This window comes from Pseudomonas qingdaonensis (assembly GCF_018398475.1).
Lineage (GTDB): Bacteria > Pseudomonadota > Gammaproteobacteria > Pseudomonadales > Pseudomonadaceae > Aquipseudomonas > Aquipseudomonas palmensis.
This window is the reverse complement of sequence record NZ_CP074676.1, coordinates 5,175,070-5,196,300: the sequence shown is the minus strand read 5'-3', so window position 1 is coordinate 5,196,300 and position 21,231 is coordinate 5,175,070. Positions and strand designations below refer to the sequence as shown.

Sequence of the window (21,231 nt, the reverse complement as noted above, 5' to 3'; positions counted from 1 at the left end):
GGGGCTACTGAAAGTAGGTTTTGGGATTAAATGATTCCGAACGTTCCTGTAGGCGAGAGCGCTCGGCAGTGATTTGGCTCGATGGTTCACGCAACGAGGTGTAAGGCTGCATCGAGTGCCTTCTGTTTGATAATTGCGCCTTGACCAAACCATGCCGAATCCATTCGATATTCAGAGCTCCTCGCGCGTCTTTCATGATCCACGTATTCAGTCACGGCGTTCAGCAAGCCCCACGCTGTTCCGCGAGCGGACGCCATATCAGATCCTCGGCCTTTACCTTCGTACAGGCTTTGTACCTTCCCCATAGCTCGCTTGTTGGGCAGTACATTGGGAATGGGGTCATGCGCGCTGGTGTCGCACAGCACGTCCATGAAGAAGCTCATGGCCTCAGTCCACTGAACCTTACGTTCTGCGAGTGCGTGCATCCGATACATGAATTCGTCCCATTGCGAGACGGCGATGCCTAGTTGTTTTTTTACTGCCTGCGAATCAAAGCGCGTGTTGTGCGGGACTTTGATTGCTCGGGTGGTTCCGTTCAGAGAGATAGTCAGCGTGTTATTGCAGACCACGCGAACAGTGGTGGGAATCGCAGTGGTGGCTAGTGTGCCGTCACAGGAGGTGGCCAGCAGCAGATAGCCGTTAACTCGATCATTCCCCTTCAGCGCGGTCTCTTGGCCCGTCCTGGCAAGCGCCCAAAACTTGCGCCCACCTTTTAGCACTCCTGCTGTTTCCAGTTCATACCCTGAAACCTCGGTGAGGTCTCGGTAGAACTCCAGAACTTCACGCGGCTGCACCACTTGATATCGATTAGAAACCACCGATAACGGCGCTTTAGTGTCGGAGCGGTACAGTACCTTCTGTTCCGGAAAGGAGTGGATCGAGCCCAGAGTGCCGATATTGTCTGATTTGAAATGCACTGGGCTGTCCTGGATTTGCCAGTTCATGCCAGCTTCGCGCTGCCAGACTTCCAGCGGTTGTTTTTGCGTCAGTTGGTTTCCCAGGCCATGCCAAGGGGTAGTGCCAACGTAGGCCATTTGTTCGATGAGATGAGCCACATGAATGCTTCCTTTTCATAGGCGCGCGACTATGCCGCTTGTAGTGGTCTAATGAAACCGGACACCCATTTAGGCGAGAATGCTCGCCATAGAGAGGTGTCTGATGACCAAGCAACGTCGTACCTTTACCCCTGAGTTCAAGCGCGAGGCTGCGTGCCTGGTGCTCGACCAAGGCTACAGCCATTCGAAGCCGCCCGTTCGCTCGGATTGGTCGAATCGGCGCTTCGTCGATGGGTGAGCCAGCTTCAGCAAGAACGTAGCGGTGTTACTCCCACCAGCAAGGCTCTGACACCTGAGCAGCAGAAAATCCAGGAACTCGAAGCCCGTATCAATCGGCTAGAACGGGAAAAATCGATCTTAAAAAAGGCCACCGCGCTCTTGATGGCCGAGGAACACGAGCGTTCGCGTTAATCGATCAACTGCGGGCTCAAGAGCCTGTTGATCTGTTTTGCCCGGTATTTGATGTCACCCGATCTTGCTACTACGCGTACTGCCGGAAACGTCGGTATCCGGATGCCGAACGAGTAGTCTTGCGTAGCCGCGTGAACGAGTTGTTTACGCAAAGCCGAAGCGCTGCGGGCAGCCGGAGCATCATGCTGATGATGAAAGAGGACGGCATGCAGATCGGGCGATTCAAGGTACGTAGGTTGATGCGCGAGCTGAACTTGATCAGCAAACAGCCGGGCTCCCATGCCTACAAAAAGGCTACTGTGGAGCGGCCTGATATCCCGAACGTGCTTGATCGCGGGTTCAGCGTGGCATCCCCGAACAAAGTCTGGTGCGGTGACATTACGTACGTCTGGGCTGAAGGCCAATGGCACTATCTGGCGGCTGTCATCGACCTTTGTGCCCGGCGTGTTGTAGGTTGGGCGTTCTCAGCCAAGCCTGATGCCGACCTAGTGATCAAGGCATTGGATATGGCCTATGAGCAGCGTGGCCGGCCTCAGAATGTGCTGTTTCACAGCGACCAGGGCAGCCAATACGGCAGCCTGAGTTTCCGCCAGAGACTATGGAGATACCGCTTAACGCAGAGCATGAGTCGGCGCGGCAACTGCCACGACAACGCGCCGATGGAGCGGCTATTTCGCAGCCTGAAGACTGAATGGATACCGACGGTGGGCTACATGAGCGCTGTGCTGGCACAGCAAGATATCAGTCGGTTTTTGATGGAGCGGTACAACTGGCGGCGACCGCATCAATTCAACGAAGGGCTACCGCCTGCGGTCGCAGAGGAAAAACTCAATTCAGTGTCCGGGATCAGTTGACCACTACAAAGTGTGCGTATGGCGTTTGTGTGCATTACTCCTGACTTCCCCTGTCCTGGGAACAGATAGGGGCTTCCTTCCGCTCGCGGGATGCTTCGCACCAGCTTTATGGCCTCCTCGGCAAGCGGGACGACAAAGGCCACGCGCATTTTCATGCGTTCATCTGGCAGAGACCAAGTGCCAGCTTCTAAATCAAACTCATCCCAGTGTGCAAACCTCACCATGTGGGCACGTGCGCTGGTCATGATCAGCAGTTGAGCGGCCAAGGACGCTGGGGTGGTGTTTGTACTGAGCTTGGTCATCAGGGCTGGCACGTCCTGCCAACGCAAAGCTTCAAAGTGCTCACGTTTTCGCGCTTTCTTCTTTTCAGCGCGACTCAGCAGGTTGTCCAGGTGCCCGCGCCAGCGAGCAGGGTTCTCGCCCTCTCGCAGGTTGCGTGCCTTGGCGGCATCCAGAACCTGTTCAATTTGCCCGCGTACCTCGTCGGCAGTTCTGGTTTTGGTGGCCCAAATCGGTTGCAGCACCTTGAGCACCTGGGGAGTACCAATCTCGTCGGCAGACAGCTTTCCAATGAGGTCAAATGGCGTTGAACACCATCGGACAGGGAGATGTGTTAAACCCCCGTAATAGCTAGGCTATCAGGTGGATTCTCGGATGGGATAGGATTATTTCGGACAATTAAAAAGCCGGCTTGTGGCCGGCTTCTCGGGGACAGTCTTGGCTGACTTTTGGTAAGCCGCAACCGCCTTCAAATCGTGATCCGGCGCTGGGGCCGGGGGTGGCGGGGGCAGTGTGTGCCGCGCCACGCCCTCAGGATGCAAGGCTGCAACCGGGGCTTGAGTGCGCACAGCATACTGGGAATGGATCGCAATGCCCAGCAAAAAAACCGCTGCAACCGCTTTAGCGCGGGCGATCATCCCGCAGGTGAGCCCACCAGAACACCCACCCCAGTACCTCCAGACCCTGGTTGCGGATTTGCGACAGGCTGTAGGTTTCGCTCGGAAATTCGTCACCGTCATGGCTGTGCAGACGCAATGCGCCATTGGCCCGTTCGCTCAAGGTGTGCACGCGCAAGCGCCCGTTGTGCAGCAGCGCGTATATCTCGCCCTCGATCACGCGGGTCAGGCTGCGGTCTATCGCCAAGGTCGCGCCGTACTGCAGCAAGGGGTTCATGTTGTAGTCGGGCATGCTCACGCAAAGCGCCTGCGCAGCATCGACCCCGAGGTTGTCCAGCGCACAGCGCGGCAAACGCAGGTGGCGGCCAGGGATTTCGGCAAACTGCCGGGGCTGCGCATGGTAGAAGGGCAGCAGCACGTCCTGCTCGCCATGCGCGGCGAACAGGCTGTGGTCCGGGGCCTGCTGCTCCTGCTCGCCACGGTTGCGGCTGACCCGCGGCAGCGGGTTGTGGTGCTTGGGGCCCTCGCCGGTGCGTAGCCAGCGAGGGCGTACGCACAGCAGTTCGGCAATCTCGTCCAGACGCGCCATGGGCACGCCGCGCTGGAACCAGTTGTTCACATGCTGCGGCGTCACCCCGCGCTGGGCGGCAAAGTCGGAAGCGGTCAGGTTGCACTCGCGCAGGAGCGCTTTCAAACGATCACCAGATGTATTCATGGTGATTGAGTTTAGTGAGGGAAAAGAAGGGTTTATATAAACATTGGGTTGAAGTGTTTCGCGGGCAAAAGCGGGGGTATTACAGGGGGTTCTGTTGGTGTTGTAGGAATAATCGGACGCTGTTGGTTCAAGCAGCGAGCCGCAGATGCAAAAAAGCCCCGCAATCGCGGGGCTTTTCCTCAAGCGCAGTGCTTAGCCCTTGTAGGCTGCCACCGACTTGGTGATCTCGGCACGGGCCGCTTCTGCGTCACCCCAGCCGTCGATCTTGACCCACTTGCCTTTCTCCAGATCCTTGTAGTTCTCGAAGAAGTGCTTGATCTGCTCCAGCAGCAGTGCCGGCAGGTCGGTGTACTCTTTGACGTCGACGTACAGCTGCGACAGCTTGTCGTGCGGTACGGCGATGACCTTGGCGTCGCCGCCGCCGTCGTCGGTCATGTGCAGGATGCCGACCGGGCGAGCACGGATCACCGAACCTGGGGCTACCGGGTACGGGGTCACCACCAGCACGTCCAGCGGATCACCGTCGTCAGCCAGGGTGTTGGGGATGAAGCCGTAGTTGGCCGGGTAGAACATCGGGGTGGCCATGAAGCGGTCCACGAACAGGCAATCGCTGTCCTTGTCGATCTCGTACTTGATCGGTGCGTGGTTGGCTGGAATCTCGATGGCGACGTAGATGTCGTTCGGCAGGTCTTTGCCAGCCGGAATCTTGCTGTAGCTCATTGGGCATTGCCCCCATGTTTGGCCAAAAATTGGTCGCGATTATAGGCACATTCCGTAACGCTTGCCACGCCCGGCCAGATGCCCGGCCTGGTCAATTAGTCGTGTGCTGGTAGTGCGGATGGCTACGTTGCAGCTGTTGCAGGCGGGCCAGTGGATCCTGGCGGTAGAACGCGCTCAGTTGCGCGTAAACCGCGGGGTAGGCCTGCATCAGCAGGTCCGGGGCACTGAAGAAGTATTCGCTGGTCACGGCGAAGAATTCGGCCGGGTTTTCCGCGGCGTAGGGGTCGATGGCCGTTTCGGCATCGGGGTTGCGGTCAAGCTGGCGGTTGAGATCGTCGTAGGCCTGCTGCATGGCCTGCGCCCAGTCCGCCACGCGCATGCTGTCATGCAGCGGCGGCAGGCCATTGGCATCGCCGTTGAGCATGTCGAGCTTGTGCGCCAGTTCGTGAATCACCAGGTTGTAGCCTTCCCAGCCACCGCTGGCCAGCACCCCGGGCCAGGCCAGGATCACGGGGCCCTGCTGCCAGGCCTCGCCACTGTGTTCGCCATCCCATTCATGCTCCACACCGCTGGCATCACGGTGGCGCTGGGGGCTGACGAAGTCATCGGGGTAGAGCACGATTTCATGGAAGCCCTGGTACCAGTTCAGATCGCCCAGGTGCAGCAGCGGCAGTTGCGCCTGGGCCGCCAGGTGCAGGCGCTGCTCGGCATCGGCGTCGACGCCGGGCAGGGTGGTGAGGTGCTTTTGCTGCAGGAACAGGATGCAGGCTTCACGCAGCCAGTGATTTTCTTCGTCGCTGATGCCGTCGAGCATCGGCAGGCCCTCGCGTACCCGCTGCCACTGCTGCGGCTCGATCGGGTAGCGGGCCAGGGTACGACGGCGCCGCCAGGCGCTCAGGCTCCACATGTGCGCGGGTTACTGGGCCTTGGCCTGGCCACGGCCCATGCGGCTGCGCACCAGGCCGATGATCATCGGCACCAGCGACAGCAGGATGATCGCCACGATCATCAGCGACAGGTTGGACTTGATGAACGGCACGTTGCCGAAGAAGTAGCCCAGCGTCACCAGGCCACACACCCACAGGATGGTGCCGGCGACGCTGAACATCAGAAAACGCGGATAGACCATTTTTGCCAGGCCCGCGACGAAAGGCGCGAAGGTGCGCAGGATCGGCAGGAAGCGCGCCAGGGTGACGGTCTTGCCGCCATGGCGTTCGTAGAAGTCGTGGGTCTGCTGCAGGTAGTCGCGGCGGAAGATCTTCGAGTCGGGGTTGCGGAACAGGCGTTCCCCGGCCGTTCGCCCGATCACGTAGTTGGTGCTGTCGCCCAGGATGGCTGCCGCCATCAGCAGGCCGCACAGCAGTACCGGGTCCATGCCGCCGCCGGCGGCCACGGCACCGGCGATGAACAGCAGCGAATCGCCCGGCAGGAACGGCATGACGACCAGGCCGGTCTCGCAGAAGATCACCAGGAACAGGATGGCGTAGATCCACGGACCGTAATTGTTGACCAGCAAATCGAGGTAGGTATCGAGATGCAGAATGAGGTCCAGCGGGTTGAAATCCATGTACGGCACCTTGTTCAAGACCCGGCTCTACGGGCATGCGAGGACTGGCAGTGCGAAGTGTGTAGCCGTTACCCGGGGTAAGGGTAAAATTTCACACAAATTGAAAGGCCGCATTATACGGGCATGGCGTGATTATGGCGGAGCAGTTTGTAGCGGCGGATTTCTGGGCCCCAGCGCAGCGGGGTTGCCATGCAGCCCATCGCCAGCAAGGCTGGCGCCTACATGGCCAGCGCGCAGACCTGTGGAAGCCGGCTTTGCTGACGAAGGATGCCCGTCAGTCGGAATGGATCGGGAGGATATAGCTCTTGAACTCGGTATCTGCCTTGAACCCCATCGACTCGTAGGTCTTCATTGCCACCTCGTTGTCGCTGCTGGTCGAGGCACGCAGGCGCACGGCGTTGGTGTCCTTGGCCAGTTTCTTCGCCTCGCGCATCAGGTTGTCGGCCACCAGCATGCGCCGCGAGTCTTCGGCCACATAGATGTCGTTGAGTATCCATACGCGCTTGAGCGACAGCGATGAAAAGCTCGGGTACAGCTGGCAGAAACCCATCAGCTTGTTGTCATCGTCGTCCGGCAGCGCCAGGTAGATGATCGACTCGTCGCGCTCCAGGCGTTTTTCCAGAAACGAGCGTGAAGAGTCCGGATAGGGCAATTGCCCATAGAACTCGCGGTATTTGACGAACAGAGGGGCGAGCAGATCCAGATGTTCAAGAGTTGCTTTGATAATTCGCATAAGCAGGCCTCGGGTCCATGGGGAGTGGCGGCGAACCTCGGGCAGCCGTCACCCCAGATGCTGCCTAAAGCGCGAAAAAAGCGCAATCCGCTAAAAAGTGGTCAGTTCTCAATCATTGCCGAGTAAGAAGTTTCCATTTTTAGGGGTGTCGGCGTCTGATTCCAGGGTCTGGACCTGGGCTTCATCCTTCAGGTTGACCCCCGAGAGCTGCCGACGGCAGGCCTCGCGCATCAGGTACAGCAGGCGGTGGGCGGCCATGCCGTAGCTCAGCCCCTCCAGGCGTACGTTGGAAATGCAGTTGCGGTAGGCGTCGGTGAGGCCGACCCTGGGGCTGTAGGTGAAATACAGGCCCAGGCTGTCGGGGGAGCTCAGGCCCGGACGTTCGCCGATCAGGATCACGGTCATTTTCGCGCCCAGCAATTCGCCGACTTCATCGGCCACCGCCACCCGGCCCTGCTCCACCAGCACCACCGGGGCGGTGGACCATCCCTCGGCATCGATGTGCTCCTGCAGACGGTTGAGAAACGGCAGCGTGTGCCGGTGCACCGCCAGGGCCGAGAGGCCGTCGGCCACGATGATCGCCAGGTCGACCCCGCCCGGGTTGGCCTGGGCGTGCTCGCGCAGTTGCCGGGCCGATTCCTCATGCAGGCGCCGCCCCAGGTCCGGGCGTTGCAGGTAGCTGTGGCGGTCGCTGGCGGCACTGTGCAAGAGAATGCTGTCGCGCCCGCGTTCGCTCAGCTGTTCGCGCAGGCCCGCATGGTCGAATGCCAGGTGCACGGCATCGCGGGCCTGGGCGTGGGCGCACTGGAAGTCCAGCTGTGCGCGGGTCGGCAGGCTGGTACCGGTGCGCCCCAGGGCGATGCGCGCCGGGGTCAGGCGGCGCAGGTCGAGCCAGGGGTTGTCGCTGTTGTCGTGCTGCGTGGGTTGCTTGTCCATGGCTCGCTTATCCCAGTTGCGCCAGCGCCTGGCGGAAGGCCGGTGGCAGGTTGTCGCCAAACCGCACCCGGCCATCGGCCTGGGTGAAGATGCCCATGCGCGCCAGCCACGCCTCGAACTCCGGGGCCGGTTTCAGGCCCAGGGTCTGGCGTGCGTACAGCGCGTCGTGGAACGAGGTGGTCTGGTAGTTGAGCATGATGTCGTCGGAGCCGGGGATGCCCATGATGAAGTTGATCCCGGCCACCCCCAGCAGCGTCAGCAGCGTGTCCATGTCGTCCTGGTCGGCCTCGGCATGGTTGGTGTAGCAGATATCGCAGCCCATCGGCACGCCCAGCAGCTTGCCGCAGAAGTGGTCTTCCAGGCCGGCGCGGATGATCTGCTTGCCGTTGTACAGGTACTCCGGGCCGATGAAGCCGACCACGGTGTTGACCAGAAACGGCTTGAAATGCCGTGCCACGGCATAGGCCCGGGTTTCGCAGGTCTGCTGGTCGACGCCATGGTGCGCGTTGGCCGACAGCGCGCTGCCCTGGCCGGTCTCGAAGTACATCAGGTTCTGCCCGAGGGTACCGCGGTTCAGGCTCAGGCCGGCGTCGTAGCCTTCCTGCAACAGGTTGAGGTTGATGCCGAAACTGGCGTTGGCCGCCTCGGTGCCGGCAATGGACTGGAACACCAGGTCCAGCGGTACGCCGCGGTTGACGGCCTCGATCGAGGTGGTGACGTGGGTCAGCACACAGGCCTGGGTGGGGATGTCGTAGCGCTGGATGATCGCGTCGAGCATCTCCAGCAGGGCACAGATCGAGGCGATACTGTCGGTGGCCGGGTTGATGCCGATCATGGCGTCGCCGTTGCCGTACAGCAGGCCGTCGAGAATGCTCGCGGCGATGCCGGCCGGCTCATCCGTGGGGTGGTTGGGCTGCAGGCGGGTGGACAGGCGCCCGCGCAGGCCCAGGGTGCCGCGAAAGCGCGTGACCACGCGGATCTTCTGCGCCACCAGCACCAGGTCCTGCACGCGCATGATCTTCGAGACCGCAGCGGCCATTTCCGGGGTCAGCCCCGGGGCCAGGGCGCGCAGGCTGTCTTCGTCGGCCTGCTCGCTCAGCAGCCAGTCGCGCAGCCCGCCCACGGTCAGGTGGCTGACGGCGGCAAAGGCCTGTTTGTCGTGGGTGTCGATGATCAGGCGGGTGACTTCGTCGTCTTCGTAAGGGATAAGCGCCTCGCTGAGGAAGTGACTGAGAGGGATATCGGCCAGCGCCATCTGCGCGGCCACCCGTTCGGCGTCGTTGCCGGCCGCCACCCCGGCGAGAAAGTCGCCGGAGCGGGCCGGGCTGGCCTTGGCCATGACGTCCTTGAGGCTGTCGAAGCGGTAGGTCTGGGTGCCCACCGTGTGTACAAAACTGCTCATACGCAATCTCCATGGCGCCGCAGGCCAGGCCTGCGGCGCGGGGCGGTCAGTGCAAGGCCTCTTCGGCCTTCTGGATCGCGGCAAACTCTTCCTCCGGCGTGCCGGCCACCAGGTGGTGTCGGCTGTAGAAGGCAAAGTACGCAATCAGCACGCCATAGATGATCGCAGCGCCAATCACCACCCGCGGGTCGACCAGGAAACCTGCGACCACCGCCAGGCAGGCCAGCACCAGCGCCACGCCCGAGGTGAAGATGCCGCCCGGGGTCCGGTACGGACGCTCCATTTTGGGGCGTTTTATGCGCAGGGTGATGTGCGCGGCCATCATCAGTACATAGGACAGCGTAGCGCCGAATACCGCCACCAGAATCAGCAGGTCGCCCTGGCCGGTCAGCGACAGCGCAAAGCCGATGATGCCGGGGATGATCAGCGCCAGTACCGGAGCCTTGCTGCGGTTGGTCTGCGACAGCTTGCGCGGCAGGTAGCCGGCGCGCGACAGGGCGAAGATCTGCCGTGAATAGGCGTAGATGATCGAGAAGAAGCTGGCGATCAGGCCAGCCAGGCCCACCAGGTTGACGAAGCCGCCCATCCAGGTCGAGCCGCCGTAGGCCTTGGCCAGCGCCTCCACCAGCGGGTTGCCCGAGCTTTTCAGTGCTTCGGCGCCGGCGCCGCCCGGGCCGATCACCAGGATCAGCAGCGCGAAGCTGAGCAGCACCAGCATCGCACCGATCAGGCCGCGGGGCAGGTCGCGCTTGGGGTTCTTGGTTTCTTCGGCGGCCAGCGGCACGCCTTCGACCGCCAGGAAGAACCAGATGGCGTAGGGGATTGCCGCCCACACGCCGACGTAGCCGAACGGCAGGAAGCTGCTGGCGCCGGCTGCGTCGGTCTTGGCGATGTCGAACAGGTTGTTCGAATCGAAGTGCGGCACCATCGCGATCAGGAACACCGCCAGGGCAATCGCGGCCACGGCGGTGATGATGAACATCAGCTTGAGCGCTTCGCCCACGCCGAAAATGTGGATGCCGATGAAGATGATGTAGAACGCCAGGTAGATCACCCAGCCGCCGATGCCGAACAGCGATTCGCAGTACGCGCCGATGAACACTGCGATGGCGGCGGGGGCGATGGCGTATTCGATGAGGATCGCGGTGCCGGTCAGAAACCCGCCCCAGGGCCCGAAGGCGCTGCGGGCGAAGCCGTAGCCACCGCCGGCGGTGGGGATCATCGAGGACAGTTCGGCCAGCGAAAAGCACATGCACAGGTACATCGTGGCCATCAGCAGCGTGGCCAGGAACATGCCGCCCCAGCCACCCTGGGCCAGGCCGAAGTTCCACCCGGCGTAGTCGCCGGAGATCACGTAGGCGACGCCCAGACCCACCAGCAGGACCCAGCCTGCGGCACCTTTTTTCAGTTCACGTTGCTGGAAATACTCGGAACCGACCTTTTCGAAATCGACGGAAGCCGGCGCGTTGCCGGAATGATCGCTTGGCATGGGGATTCACCTGTTCTTTTTTTAGTCACCGGCGGGTGCCGGCCTGTGGTGATGGTCTTGCACGAAAGGGGCCAGAACAGCTGCAAGCTTCAAGCTGCAAGCCGCAAGAGAAGGCAAATCGCATGGGGTCTGCTTTTTCTTGCTGCTTGAAGCTTGCCGCTTGCAGCCGGGTTTCCTAGAAGAAGCCCAGTGGATTGATGTCGTAGCTCACCAGCAGGTTCTTGGTCTGCTGATAGTGGTCGAGCATCATCTTGTGGGTTTCACGACCCACGCCGGACTTCTTGTACCCGCCGAACGCGGCGTGCGCCGGGTACAGGTGGTAGCAGTTGGTCCATACGCGGCCAGCCTTTATGCCGCGGCCCATGCGATAGGCGCGGTTGATGTCGCGGGTCCATACACCGGCGCCCAGGCCGAATTCGGTGTCGTTGGCAATGGCCAGGGCCTCGGCTTCGTCCTTGAAGGTGGTGATGCTGACCACCGGGCCGAAGATCTCTTCCTGGAACACGCGCATCTTGTTGGTGCCCTTGAGCAGGGTCGGCTGGATGTAGTAACCGGTCGACAGGTTGCCCTCGAGTTTTTCCACCTTGCCGCCCGTGAGCAGTTCGGCGCCTTCCTTCTCGGCGATTTCCAGGTACGAGAGAATCTTGTCGAACTGCTGCTCGGAGGCCTGGGCGCCGACCATGGTGTCGGTGTCCAGCGGGTCGCCACGCTTGATCTGCTTGATCTTCTTCATCACCTCCTGCATGAACGCCGGGTAGATCGATTCCTGCACCAGTGCGCGCGACGGGCAGGTGCACACCTCGCCCTGGTTGAAGAACGCCAGCACCAGGCCTTCGGCGGCCTTCTCGATGAAGCTCTGCTCGGCCTGCATGATGTCTTCGAAGAAGATGTTCGGCGACTTGCCGCCCAGTTCCACGGTGCTGGGGATGATGTTCTCGGCAGCGCATTTCATGATGTGCGAACCCACCGGGGTGGAGCCGGTGAAGGCGATCTTGGCGATGCGCTTGCTGGTGGCCAGCGCTTCGCCGGCTTCACGGCCATAGCCCTGCACCACGTTGAGCACGCCCGGTGGCAGCAGGTCGCCGATCACTTCGAGCAGCACGCTGATGCCCAGCGGGGTCTGTTCGGCCGGCTTGAGCACCACGCAGTTGCCGGCGGCCAGGGCCGGGGCTAGCTTCCAGGCGGCCATCAGGATCGGGAAGTTCCACGGGATGATCTGCCCGACCACGCCCAGCGGTTCGTGGATGTGATAGGCCACGGTGTTGCCGTCGATTTCAGCGGCGCTGCCTTCCTGGGCGCGCAGGCAGCCGGCGAAGTAGCGAAAGTGATCGGCGGCCAGCGGGATGTCGGCGTTGAGGGTTTCGCGTACCGCCTTGCCGTTGTCCCAGGTTTCGGTGATGGCCAGCAGTTCGAGGTTCTGCTCGATGCGGTCGGCGATTTTCAGCAGGATCAGCGAGCGTGCCTGCACCGAGGTGGTGCCCCAGGCATCGGCGGCCGCATGGGCGGCGTCCAGCGCCTTGTCGATGTCTTCGGCACTGGAGCGTGGGAACTCGGCAATCGGCTGGCCGTTGACCGGCGAGGTGTTGGTGAAGTACTCGCCTTTGACCGGTGGCACGAACTCGCCGTTGATGTAGTTGCCGTAGCGGCTCTTGAAGGAAACGATCGCGCCGTCGGTACCGGGATGTGCGTAACGCATGGTGTGTCTCCTGGCTATTGTGCTTGTAGGGAGGATGTAAAGCGTAGTGCAAGGCACGGGCCACTGCCCGGTGGCCTAGTGAAATCAAGGGCTTGGCGCGGCGCGGAGAGCGCCCCGCAGGCGCTGTGTGCCAGCCCCGGCACAGCCTGGGTGACACTCTGTACCCGTTGTGGCACACAACGTGACCCGACGGTCCCGCCACCATTGCAATGCACTGGCGGCAGGAGGATGCTGGGTTCATCTCGTGTGCGGAGAACAATAAAAAGTGCAGAGCAATCACCTGAGCCGGCACGCCCGGCAAGTGCTCACCGTCACCCAGGGCAAGGCGTTGTTGCAGGGGCCGGGCAGCGACCCGTCGATCGCCCGTTCCTGGCTGCGCTGCCTGGAGGACTACCACCTCGACCCGGCCCAGAGCGTTGCGCCCACCGTGCTCGAGCACGGGCGGCTGCTGGAGAGCCGTGAGCGCCTGCAGCAGGTGCTGCAGATCGCCGGCAACGAGATGAACAGCCTTCACCAGCAACTCTGCGGCGCCGGGCACGCGGTTCTGCTGACCGATGCGCGCGGGGTGATCCTCAACTGCGTCACCGCACCCACCGAGCGGCGCATCTTCGAGCGCGCCGGGCTCTGGCTGGGCGCCGACTGGAGCGAGGCCTGCGAAGGCACCAACGGTATCGGCACCTGCCTGGTCGAGCGCCAGGCCCTGACCATTCACCAGGATGAACACTTTCGCGGGCGCCATACCGGGCTGACGTGCTCGGCCAGCCCGGTGTTCGATCCGCAGGGCGAGCTGCTGGCAGTGCTCGACGTGTCGTCGGCGCGCCCCGACATGTCGCGCCAGAGCCAGTTCCACACCATGGCGCTGGTCAACCTCTCGGCCAAGATGATCGAGAGCTGCTACTTCCTGCGCCATTTCGAAAACCACTGGCTGTTGCGCTTTCACCTGCAGGCCGAATCGGTCGGGCTGTTCAGCGAGGGGCTGCTGGCGTTCGATGGCGAGGGGCGTATCTGTGCGGTCAACCAGAGTGCGCTGAACCTGCTGGCAGCGGCACGCGGTGGGCTGCTCGGCCAGCCAGTGGAGGCGTTTTTCGACTGCGCGCTGGATGAACTGCTCGGGCGTGCCACGGCGGCCGCCAGCACCAGCTGGCCGCTGCGTACCCGCGATGGCCGTGTGCTGTTCGCCAGCCTGCGCGGCCAGGCCCGTGCGGTGGCGCCACCGCTTGCACCGTCGGCCACCAGCACGCCAATGCCGGCACAACGCATCTGCCTGGTCGACCCGGCACTGCAACAGGATTTTCGGCGTGCGCTACGGGTGTTCGAGCGCGACGTGCCGCTGCTGCTCAACGGCGAAACCGGGTGCGGCAAGGAGGCCTTCGCCAAGGCCGTGCACCAGGCCAGCCAGCGCGCGGGCAAACCGTTCGTCGCGCTCAACTGTGCGTCGATCCCGGAGAGCCTGATCGAGAGCGAGCTGTTCGGCTATCGCGGCGGCAGCTTTACCGGGGCGCGCAAGGAGGGCATGCGCGGCAAGCTGCAACAGGCTGACGGTGGCACCTTGCTGCTGGACGAGATCGGCGACATGCCGCTGGCCCTGCAGACGCGCCTGCTGCGGGTGCTCGAGGAGCGCCAGGTGGTACCGATCGGCGGCGAGCCGCAGGCGGTGGATGTGCGCATCATCAGTGCCACCCACCGTGACCTGCTGGGCCGGGTCGAGGCCGGCAGCTTTCGCGAAGACCTGTATTACCGCCTCAATGGCCTGGAGGTCGCCCTGCCGGCATTGCGTGAGCGCAGCGACAAGGCGCAGTTGCTCGACTTTGTCCTCGCCGAGGAAGCCGCGGGCCAACCTGTGCGGCTAGAGCCGTCGGCACGCCGGGCGCTGCTGGAATTTGCCTGGCCCGGCAACGTGCGCCAGTTGCGCAATGTGCTGCGTACCCTGGTGGCCCTGTGCGAGGATGGCCGCATCGCATTCGACGACCTGCCGCCGGTAGTGCGCCAGCCCCCGGCAGCGCTCGAGCCCACGGTGGCCAGGCCGCAGGCCGAACACCCGCTGGACGACGCCGAGCGGGCCGCGCTGCTGCAGGCGCTGGAGCACAAGCGCTGGCACATGACCCAGGTGGCGGCGCAACTGGGGGTCAGCCGCAATACGCTGTACCGCAAGCTGCGCAAGCACGGGATTGCACGGGGCGCCTAGGCAAACTCAGGATGCGATTTTTCCCACCCTAAGCTACCCTGCCTCCACGTTTCGTGAGGTCGACCATGCACATTCATATTCTCGGTATCTGCGGTACTTTCATGGGCTCGCTGGCGGTGCTGGCCAAGGAGCTTGGCCACCGCGTCACCGGCTCCGACGCCAACGTCTATCCCCCCATGAGCACCCAGCTCCAGGCCCAGGGCATCGAGCTGCATCAAGGCTATGACGCCGCCCAGCTGGAGCCGGCCCCCGACCTGGTGGTGATCGGCAACGCACTGTCGCGGGGCAACCCGGCGGTGGAGTACGTGCTGAACAAGGGCCTGCCCTACGTATCGGGCCCGCAGTGGCTGGCTGACCACGTGCTGCAGGGCCGCTGGGTACTGGCCGTGGCCGGCACCCACGGCAAGACCACCACCAGCAGCATGCTGGCCTGGGTGCTGGAGCATGCCGGTATGAGCCCGGGCTTTCTGATCGGCGGTGTGCCGCAGAACTTCTCGGTGTCGGCGCGCCTGGGCGCCACGCCGTTCTTCGTGGTCGAGGCCGACGAGTACGACAGCGCGTTCTTCGACAAGCGTTCCAAGTTCGTCCACTACCGTCCGCGCACCGCCATTTTGAACAACCTCGAGTTCGATCACGCAGACATCTTCCCTGATCTGGCTGCCATCGAGCGCCAGTTCCACCATCTTGTACGCACCATTCCGAGCGAAGGCCTGGTCATTCACCCCACCACCGAGCCGGCCCTGCAGAAGGTGATCGAGATGGGCTGCTGGACCCCGGTGCAGACCACCGGCGCCGGTGGTCAGTGGCAGGTGAAACTGCTCAGCGCCGACGGTTCGCGCTTCGAAGTCAGTTTTGAAGGCCAAGCCCAGGGCGTGGTGGAGTGGGAGCTGACCGGCCAGCACAACGTGGCCAACGCCCTGGCCACCCTGGCCGCTGCCCGCCATGTGGGCGTGGTGCCGGCCATCGGGATTGCCGCCTTGAGCGCGTTCAAGAGCGTCAAGCGGCGCATGGAAAAGGTCGCTGAAGTCCAGGGTGTGACCATCTATGATGACTTTGCCCACCATCCGACCGCCATTGCCACCACCCTCGACGGGCTGCGCAAGCGCATCGGCGACGCCCCGTTGATCGCGGTGATCGAGCCGCGCTCCAACTCCATGAAGCTGGGCGCCCACCGTGATGGCCTGCCCCAGAGCGTGTGCGATGCCGACCAGGTGATCTGGTATGCACCGCCCAATCTGGGCTGGGACCTGGCCGCCACCGCCGCCGAGTGCACGGTGCCGTCGATTGTCGCCGACAGTCTCGAGGCGATCATCGAGCGGGTCAAAAGCCAGGCCGCGCCGGGCACCCAGGTGGTGATCATGAGCAATGGCGGCTTTGGCGGGCTGCACGGCAAGCTGGCCGAGGCACTGCGATGAGCGGCCCGGAGCGCATCACGCTGGCCATGACCGGTGCCTCCGGGGCGCAGTACGGGTTGCGCCTGCTCGATTGCCTGGTGCGTGAAGACCGCGAGGTGCACTTTCTGATCTCCAAGGCTGCGCAACTGGTGATGTCGACCGAGACCGACGTGGTGTTGCCGGCCAAGCCGCAGTCGATCCAGGCGTTTCTGACCGAGTACACCGGCGCTGCGGCCGGGCAGATCCGGGTATACGGGCGCGAGGACTGGATGTCGCCGGTGGCCTCGGGCTCCGGGGCGCCGGCAGCGATGGTGGTGGTGCCCTGTTCCACCGGCACGCTGTCGGCAATCGCCACCGGGGCCTGCAACAACCTGATCGAGCGGGCCGCAGACGTGACCCTGAAGGAGCGCCGGCAGTTGATTCTGGTGCCGCGCGAGGCGCCTTTCTCGACCATCCACCTGGAGAACATGCTCAAGCTGTCGCAGATGGGCGCGGTGATATTGCCGGCCTCGCCGGGCTTCTATCACCAACCGCAGACCATCGACGACCTGGTGGACTTTGTGGTGGCGCGGATTCTCAACCTGCTGGATGTTCCGCAGGACATGCTGCCGCGCTGGGGCGAGCACCATGTTGGCGGCGAGGAGTGAAGGCGCTGCTGGTGGCAGGCCTGGCGGTGCTGGCACTGAGCAGCGGCTGCGCCACGGTGCGCACGCTGGATGCGGCCAAGCCGGGGGCACCGGTGGTGTATTCGGGTACGCGGCTGGATCTGTATGCGCTGCGGGGCGGTTGCTGCCCTGAAGACCGTTTTGGCGCGCCGGCACCGGCGTACCCGGGGCTGGACCTGCCGGGCAGTGCACTGCTCGATACGGTGTTGCTGCCGTTGTCGGTGCTGACGGTGCTGGGGGTGGGGTTTCAGGCAACGGGTGGGTTGTAGCCCCCGGCCTCTTCGCCGGCAAGGCCGGCTCCTACACCGACCCTTGCAGGAGCCTGCCTTCGGATCATTTACCCAGTTTGCGCAGCTCATCCGACTCGACAATGCGGACCCCGTCCTGCTCTTCCAGCGCCAGGCGCCACAGCGCCCGCGCCAGTTGGCAGGCTTCGATGCCGCGGTACTTGCCCGGCAGCAGCCGCGACAACGGCCCGGCAAACTGTTCACCGAGCCGAGGCTCGATACGCTCGCCCAGCAGCACCGACGGCCGCGCGATGGTCAATTGCGGCCAGTCCTGCGCCATGAGTGCCTGTTCCATCTCGCCCTTGACCCGGTTGTAGAACACCGACGACTTGGGGTCGGCGCCAATCGCGCTGACCACCAGCAGGTGCCGTGCACCCATTTCCCGCGCCCGCTTGCTGAACGCCACCACCATGTCCAGGTCGACGGCGCGAAACGCCGTTTCCGAACCTGCCTGCTTGATGGTGGTGCCCAGGCAGCAGAAGGCGATGTCCACCCGGCCGCTCAACTGCGGCAGGAACACCGCCGGGTCGCCGACCGGGTTCTCCAGGTGCGGGTGTTCGGCCAGCGGCCGGCGCGTGGGGGCCAGCACACGGCTCACGGTCGGCTCGTTGAGCAGCCGATCCAGCAAATGCTCACCAGTCAGCCCGGTGGCTCCGGCAATCAGGATGTGCTGAGGCGTCAGGTACATGATGTCTCTCCCTTGATACAGTCAGCTTAGTGGCTGCTTGTATTTTCTGCTTGTACCGCATCGGCACTTTGCAGTGCTTTTCGTGCCTGTTGCTGGCGCAGTTTCTGCCAGTGCTGCAGCACCCGTTGCGGCGCCCACAGCTGAGGTTCGGAAGCCTCGAAGCCATCGGCCTGCTCGCGCTGCTGCACCGTGGTCTTGGCCAGTTCGAAGGCCTGCTGCAGGTCGTCGGTCTGGTTCAGTGCCCGGGCGAACAGTGCTTCGCCGAAATAGGTGAAGTCGGCCTCTTCGGAGCAGCCGAACGACACCCGGTCGGCACGCGATGCGGTCATGATCAAGGTCTTGTCGTCCTTGAGTGAATCGATGTAACCCCCCGAGTAGCACGCAGAGATCACGATTATCTTGTCACGTTCCTTTAGTGGGGCAAGCGCGGCCGAGAGTTCATCGGCGGGCAGGTCGGCCAGTTGCAGGCGCGGCAGATCCAGCACCAGTTCATGTTCGTGGCTGCCGTGGCTGGTCAGGTAGATGAACACCAGGTCTTCGGGGCCGCTGCGCTCGGCCAGGGTGCGTGCGGCCCGCGCCAGGTTCTCGCGGGTGGCCAGGGGGCGGTCGGCCATGTGGTCGCGGTGGTTGACCAGGGCGACCTGGCCAGTGGCACCGAAACGGGTCTTGAGCATGTCGCTGACGTAGTCGGCCTCGCGCATGAACACGCTCTGGTTGCCATCGCCGGCCAGGGCCAGGCTGTACAGTTCGATGGCCGGGGTGGAGGCCGGTACCTGGGCCAGCGCCTTGTCGAGCAGGGTGCCCTGCTTGAGCAGGGCCAGCTCCAGGGGGTCGGGCAACAGGCGCCCGTGTTCGTCGCGCACGCGCAGGCCGTTGACCCAGTGGCCGCTTTCGACGCTGCCGTCGACCTGCGTCAGCCGGCCTTTGCCCTGGTAGGTGTCGTTTTCGAAACCGCCGACGTACAGGCTGCCGTCGGGCAATTGCAGACGGCCCTGGCCGGCGAAGCGCCAGTCGCGAAACTCGCCCTTGTAGTGGCTGCCGTCGCTGCCGAACAGCTCGCCCTTGCCGGTCAGCGAGCCGTCGCGGAACTGGCCGATCCAAACGTCGCCATCGGCGTTTTCGTAACGGCCGCGACCTTGCAGGTGGTTGTCCTTGAATTCGCCGATGTACTGGTCGCCTTCGGCGCTGTTGAAGGTGCCGCTGCCCTGCAACTGGCCGTCGACGAAGCGCCCGCTGAACTGGTTGCCACTGGCATCGCTGCGGATGCCTTCGCCGTGGGGTTTGCCCTTGGCGAACAGGCCCTGGTACTGGCTGCCGTCGGCCAGGGTCAGTTCGCCGGCGCCGTTGTACTGGTCGTCCTTGAACTGCCCGCGATACTGTACCTGGCCTTCCCTGAGGGTGCCTTCGCCGTCACGCCGGCCAAGCTTGAAGCCGCCGCTGTAGTGGCTGCCCGGGGTGGTCAGCTCGCCCTGGCCGTGAAACAGACCCTGCTGGAACTCGCCGCGGTACACCTCGCCATTGCTGCCGTGCCATTCGCCGCGGCCCTGCCACTGGCCCTGCTGGAAGTTGCCGGCATACCAGCTGCCGTTGGGGTAGTCGATGCGCCCCGGGCCCTGCAGCAGGCCATTGACCACGTCGCCACGGTAGCGGCCGCCATCGGGCAGGCGGGCGTCGGGCGGTGACAGCGGTTCACCGTCGCCACAGGCGGCGAGCAGCAGGGTCAGGGCAAGGGGTACGAATGGGCGCATGGCGGGGTCCGGGCAAGTCAGGCCCCGAGTATGCCGCAGTTTGTCGCGGGTGAAACAGCCGCTGGCAGCTGTTTCACCTTGGGCGGGTCAGACGAAGCAGAGCGACAGCGGCTCGGCGATATAGGCGGGTTTGTCCTGGCCTTCGATTTCCAGGGTGGTGGTGGCCTTGAGCAGCCACTGGCCCGGTTTCTTCTCGATGGCCTCGCTCAGGTCGACCTTGAGACGAACCCGCGAACCGACCTTCACCGGCTGGATGAAGCGCACGCTGTCCAGGCCATAGTTGACGACCATCTTCAGCCCCTCGGGCAGCACGAGGATGTCTTCCATCAGCTTGGGAATCAGCGAAAGGGTGAGAAAACCGTGGGCAATGGTGCTGCCAAATGGCGTTTTTGCCGCCTTCACCGGGTCCACATGAATGAACTGGAAGTCGCCGGTAGCCTCGGCGAACAGGTTGATGCGCTCCTGGTCGATGGTCAGCCACTCGGAACGTCCCAGTTCCTTTCCAACGTACTGCGCCAGCTCTGCAACGGGTACATAGGGCATTGCGACTCTCCTGGTTGTCTTTGATTTTGTTGTGACTGCTACAGGTTCGACTGCTTAAGATCAGCACGCCGACCGGATGCGGTCAAGTCACCGTTGTTTCAGCGAATATCGGGGTATAGACCAGTCGTTAGCGTGCTTATAATGGCCGCCAGGCCTGAGGGAGAAGTGCAATGTTGTTGCGTGGTTTGACGTGGCTCGTGCTGTTCCAGTTGCTGGGGACGGCGATCAATCACCTGTTTCTGTCGATGCTGCCGGGGCCGATCATCGGGCTGGTGCTGTTGCTGGCGTACCTGATGCTGCGCGGCGAGGTCAGTGCGCCGTTGAGCGAGGCGGCCAGCAGCCTGCTGCGCTACCTGCCGTTGCTGCTGGTGCCGCCGGCAGTGGGTGTGATGGTGTACGCCGCCGACATTGCTGCCGACTTCTGGGCCATCGTCGGTTCGCTGGTGCTGTCGGTGCTGATCGCCCTGGCGTTCTGTGGCGTGCTCATGCAGAAGATGATTGCCCGTCAGGCCCGTCGTGAGGAAAAGCCATGAGCCTGGACTGGCACGGCGCCCTCGATGCGGTCATCCACCACCCGCTGTTCGGCATCGGTATCACCCTGGGGGCCTATCAGCTGGTGTTGGCGGCCTATGACAAGACCCGCTGGATCTTCCTGCAGCCGGTACTGGTATCGATGCTGGTGGTGATCGGTGTACTGGTGACGTGCGGCGTGTCCTACGCCGAGTACCGCAAGAGCACCGAAATCATGAACATCCTGCTGGGCCCGGCCACCGTGGCCCTGGCGGTCCCGCTCTACCTGAACCTGCGGCGTATTCGCCAGCTGTTGTGGCCGACCTTGACTACGCTGGTAATCGGCGGCCTGGTCGCGACCTGTGCCTGCCTGTTGCTGGGCTGGTGGTTCGGTGCCGAACACATGATCCTGATGACCATGGCGCCCAAGTCGGTGACTTCGCCGATTGCGATGCTGGTGGCCGAGCAGATCGGCGGGGTGGCGGCGCTGGCGGCAGTGTTCGTGCTGATCACCGGGGTGATCGGGGCGATCTTCGGCCCGGCCCTGCTGTCGGCCTGCGGGGTGAGCAGCCCGGAAGCCCGCGGCATGGCACTGGGCATCAGTGCGCACGCGGTTGGCACGGCGGTGGCGTTGGAAGAAAGCGAGGAAACCGGGGCCTTCGCGGCCCTGGGCATGAGCCTGATGGGAGTGGTCACGGCGGTGTTCCTGCCGTTGGCGGTCAGCCTGGTTGCCTGAG

At 63.4% G+C, this 21,231-nt stretch carries 19 protein-coding genes and 2 pseudogenes; 7 read left to right on the top strand and 14 right to left on the bottom strand.

Annotated elements, in window-relative coordinates:
* Positions 1-86: 86 nt before the first annotated feature.
* Positions 87-1,055 (bottom strand): DUF932 domain-containing protein, encoded by a 969-nt coding sequence (locus tag KH389_RS23765; protein WP_213606373.1) that lies wholly within the window; start codon positions 1,053-1,055, stop codon positions 87-89.
* A gap of 103 nt (positions 1,056-1,158) precedes the next feature.
* On the opposite strand from KH389_RS23765, the pseudogene KH389_RS23760 reads away from it, so the two are divergent.
* Positions 1,159-2,320, top strand: a pseudogene (locus tag KH389_RS23760) (IS3 family transposase).
* An 8-nt stretch (positions 2,321-2,328) separates the two neighbouring features.
* Here KH389_RS23760 and KH389_RS23755 read toward each other — a convergent pair.
* The 10 genes and pseudogenes from KH389_RS23755 to exaC form a co-directional block, all read right to left on the bottom strand.
* Positions 2,329-2,901 (bottom strand): annotated as a pseudogene (locus KH389_RS23755) (tyrosine-type recombinase/integrase); the annotation flags it as partial.
* Positions 2,902-3,220: 319 nt separating this feature from the next.
* A complete protein-coding gene (locus tag KH389_RS23750) occupies positions 3,221-3,931 on the bottom strand; it encodes a LexA family transcriptional regulator (RefSeq protein WP_043863927.1) in 711 nt (236 codons plus the stop codon).
* 192 nt (positions 3,932-4,123) lie between these two features.
* Positions 4,124-4,651: an inorganic diphosphatase gene (ppa, locus tag KH389_RS23745; RefSeq protein ID WP_043863926.1), complete on the bottom strand. Its 528-nt coding sequence runs from the start codon at positions 4,649-4,651 to the stop codon at positions 4,124-4,126.
* A gap of 91 nt (positions 4,652-4,742) precedes the next feature.
* The gene (locus KH389_RS23740; RefSeq protein WP_213606372.1) at positions 4,743-5,558 is read right to left on the bottom strand and encodes a M90 family metallopeptidase; all 816 of its coding nucleotides are present in this window, start codon (positions 5,556-5,558) and stop codon (positions 4,743-4,745) included.
* A 9-nt stretch (positions 5,559-5,567) separates the two neighbouring features.
* The gene (locus tag KH389_RS23735; protein WP_043863945.1) at positions 5,568-6,218 is read right to left on the bottom strand and encodes a DedA family protein; all 651 of its coding nucleotides are present in this window, start codon (positions 6,216-6,218) and stop codon (positions 5,568-5,570) included.
* Between the two features lie 274 nt (positions 6,219-6,492).
* On the bottom strand, positions 6,493-6,951 hold the full coding sequence (locus KH389_RS23730) for a GNAT family N-acetyltransferase (protein ID WP_043863924.1): 459 nt from the start codon (positions 6,949-6,951) through the stop codon (positions 6,493-6,495).
* A 108-nt stretch (positions 6,952-7,059) separates the two neighbouring features.
* Positions 7,060-7,887, bottom strand: coding sequence for an ethanolamine ammonia-lyase subunit EutC (eutC, locus tag KH389_RS23725; protein WP_054916334.1), 828 nt, complete (start codon positions 7,885-7,887; stop codon positions 7,060-7,062).
* Positions 7,888-7,894: 7 nt separating this feature from the next.
* Complete coding sequence (locus KH389_RS23720; RefSeq protein ID WP_054916335.1) at positions 7,895-9,289, bottom strand: ethanolamine ammonia-lyase subunit EutB; 1,395 nt, start codon at positions 9,287-9,289, stop codon at positions 7,895-7,897.
* Positions 9,290-9,335: 46 nt separating this feature from the next.
* Complete coding sequence (eat, locus tag KH389_RS23715; protein ID WP_043863921.1) at positions 9,336-10,778, bottom strand: ethanolamine permease; 1,443 nt, start codon at positions 10,776-10,778, stop codon at positions 9,336-9,338.
* A 175-nt stretch (positions 10,779-10,953) separates the two neighbouring features.
* The gene (exaC, locus tag KH389_RS23710) at positions 10,954-12,474 is read right to left on the bottom strand and encodes an acetaldehyde dehydrogenase ExaC (RefSeq protein WP_043863920.1); all 1,521 of its coding nucleotides are present in this window, start codon (positions 12,472-12,474) and stop codon (positions 10,954-10,956) included.
* Between the two features lie 265 nt (positions 12,475-12,739).
* Between exaC and KH389_RS23705 the strand changes: the two genes are divergently transcribed.
* The 4 genes from KH389_RS23705 (at position 12,740) to KH389_RS23690 (ending at position 16,987) form a co-directional block, all read left to right on the top strand.
* Positions 12,740-14,659, top strand: a complete 1,920-nt coding sequence (locus KH389_RS23705) for a sigma-54-dependent Fis family transcriptional regulator (protein ID WP_213606371.1) — start codon at positions 12,740-12,742, stop codon at positions 14,657-14,659.
* A gap of 65 nt (positions 14,660-14,724) precedes the next feature.
* Positions 14,725-16,074, top strand: coding sequence for a UDP-N-acetylmuramate:L-alanyl-gamma-D-glutamyl-meso-diaminopimelate ligase (mpl, locus tag KH389_RS23700; protein ID WP_043863918.1), 1,350 nt, complete (start codon positions 14,725-14,727; stop codon positions 16,072-16,074).
* Positions 16,071-16,700 (top strand): flavin prenyltransferase UbiX, encoded by a 630-nt coding sequence (ubiX, locus tag KH389_RS23695; protein WP_043863917.1) that lies wholly within the window; start codon positions 16,071-16,073, stop codon positions 16,698-16,700. The genes mpl and ubiX overlap by 4 nt, the downstream gene beginning before the upstream one ends.
* Entirely contained in the window at positions 16,697-16,987 is a 291-nt protein-coding gene (locus KH389_RS23690) for a YceK/YidQ family lipoprotein (protein WP_088514348.1), read from the top strand. The genes ubiX and KH389_RS23690 overlap by 4 nt, the downstream gene beginning before the upstream one ends.
* A 64-nt stretch (positions 16,988-17,051) precedes the next feature.
* Here KH389_RS23690 and KH389_RS23685 read toward each other — a convergent pair whose 3' ends face one another.
* The 3 genes from KH389_RS23685 to KH389_RS23675 form a co-directional block, all read right to left on the bottom strand.
* Positions 17,052-17,693 (bottom strand): oxidoreductase, encoded by a 642-nt coding sequence (locus KH389_RS23685; protein ID WP_088514347.1) that lies wholly within the window; start codon positions 17,691-17,693, stop codon positions 17,052-17,054.
* A gap of 26 nt (positions 17,694-17,719) precedes the next feature.
* The gene (locus KH389_RS23680; RefSeq protein ID WP_078481390.1) at positions 17,720-19,441 is read right to left on the bottom strand and encodes a C13 family peptidase; all 1,722 of its coding nucleotides are present in this window, start codon (positions 19,439-19,441) and stop codon (positions 17,720-17,722) included.
* Between the two features lie 87 nt (positions 19,442-19,528).
* Positions 19,529-19,984, bottom strand: coding sequence for a MaoC family dehydratase (locus KH389_RS23675; protein WP_043863913.1), 456 nt, complete (start codon positions 19,982-19,984; stop codon positions 19,529-19,531).
* A gap of 170 nt (positions 19,985-20,154) precedes the next feature.
* Between KH389_RS23675 and KH389_RS23670 the strand changes: the two genes are divergently transcribed.
* Positions 20,155-20,517 (top strand): CidA/LrgA family protein, encoded by a 363-nt coding sequence (locus KH389_RS23670; protein WP_043863912.1) that lies wholly within the window; start codon positions 20,155-20,157, stop codon positions 20,515-20,517.
* A gap of 2 nt (positions 20,518-20,519) precedes the next feature.
* Positions 20,520-21,230 carry an LrgB family protein gene (locus KH389_RS23665; RefSeq protein WP_173925073.1) on the top strand — a complete coding sequence of 237 codons (711 nt, stop codon included), beginning with the start codon at positions 20,520-20,522 and terminating at the stop codon, positions 21,228-21,230.
* Position 21,231: the final 1 nt, after the last annotated feature.

What these genes read in the sequence shown, in the direction of transcription:
- KH389_RS23750 (WP_043863927.1), bottom strand. Translation starts at nt 3,931, where the DNA reads ATGAATACATCTGGTGATCGTTTGAAAGCGCTCCTGCGCGAGTGCAAC.
- ppa (WP_043863926.1), bottom strand. Translation starts at nt 4,651, where the DNA reads ATGAGCTACAGCAAGATTCCGGCTGGCAAAGACCTGCCGAACGACATC.
- KH389_RS23740 (WP_213606372.1), bottom strand. Translation starts at nt 5,558, where the DNA reads ATGTGGAGCCTGAGCGCCTGGCGGCGCCGTCGTACCCTGGCCCGCTAC.
- KH389_RS23735 (WP_043863945.1), bottom strand. Translation starts at nt 6,218, where the DNA reads ATGGATTTCAACCCGCTGGACCTCATTCTGCATCTCGATACCTACCTC.
- KH389_RS23730 (WP_043863924.1), bottom strand. Translation starts at nt 6,951, where the DNA reads ATGCGAATTATCAAAGCAACTCTTGAACATCTGGATCTGCTCGCCCCT.
- eutC (WP_054916334.1), bottom strand. Translation starts at nt 7,887, where the DNA reads ATGGACAAGCAACCCACGCAGCACGACAACAGCGACAACCCCTGGCTC.
- KH389_RS23720 (WP_054916335.1), bottom strand. Translation starts at nt 9,289, where the DNA reads ATGAGCAGTTTTGTACACACGGTGGGCACCCAGACCTACCGCTTCGAC.
- eat (WP_043863921.1), bottom strand. Translation starts at nt 10,778, where the DNA reads ATGCCAAGCGATCATTCCGGCAACGCGCCGGCTTCCGTCGATTTCGAA.
- exaC (WP_043863920.1), bottom strand. Translation starts at nt 12,474, where the DNA reads ATGCGTTACGCACATCCCGGTACCGACGGCGCGATCGTTTCCTTCAAG.
- mpl (WP_043863918.1), top strand. Translation starts at nt 14,725, where the DNA reads ATGCACATTCATATTCTCGGTATCTGCGGTACTTTCATGGGCTCGCTG.
- ubiX (WP_043863917.1), top strand. Translation starts at nt 16,071, where the DNA reads ATGAGCGGCCCGGAGCGCATCACGCTGGCCATGACCGGTGCCTCCGGG.
- KH389_RS23685 (WP_088514347.1), bottom strand. Translation starts at nt 17,693, where the DNA reads ATGTACCTGACGCCTCAGCACATCCTGATTGCCGGAGCCACCGGGCTG.
- KH389_RS23680 (WP_078481390.1), bottom strand. Translation starts at nt 19,441, where the DNA reads ATGCGCCCATTCGTACCCCTTGCCCTGACCCTGCTGCTCGCCGCCTGT.
- KH389_RS23675 (WP_043863913.1), bottom strand. Translation starts at nt 19,984, where the DNA reads ATGCCCTATGTACCCGTTGCAGAGCTGGCGCAGTACGTTGGAAAGGAA.
- KH389_RS23670 (WP_043863912.1), top strand. Translation starts at nt 20,155, where the DNA reads ATGTTGTTGCGTGGTTTGACGTGGCTCGTGCTGTTCCAGTTGCTGGGG.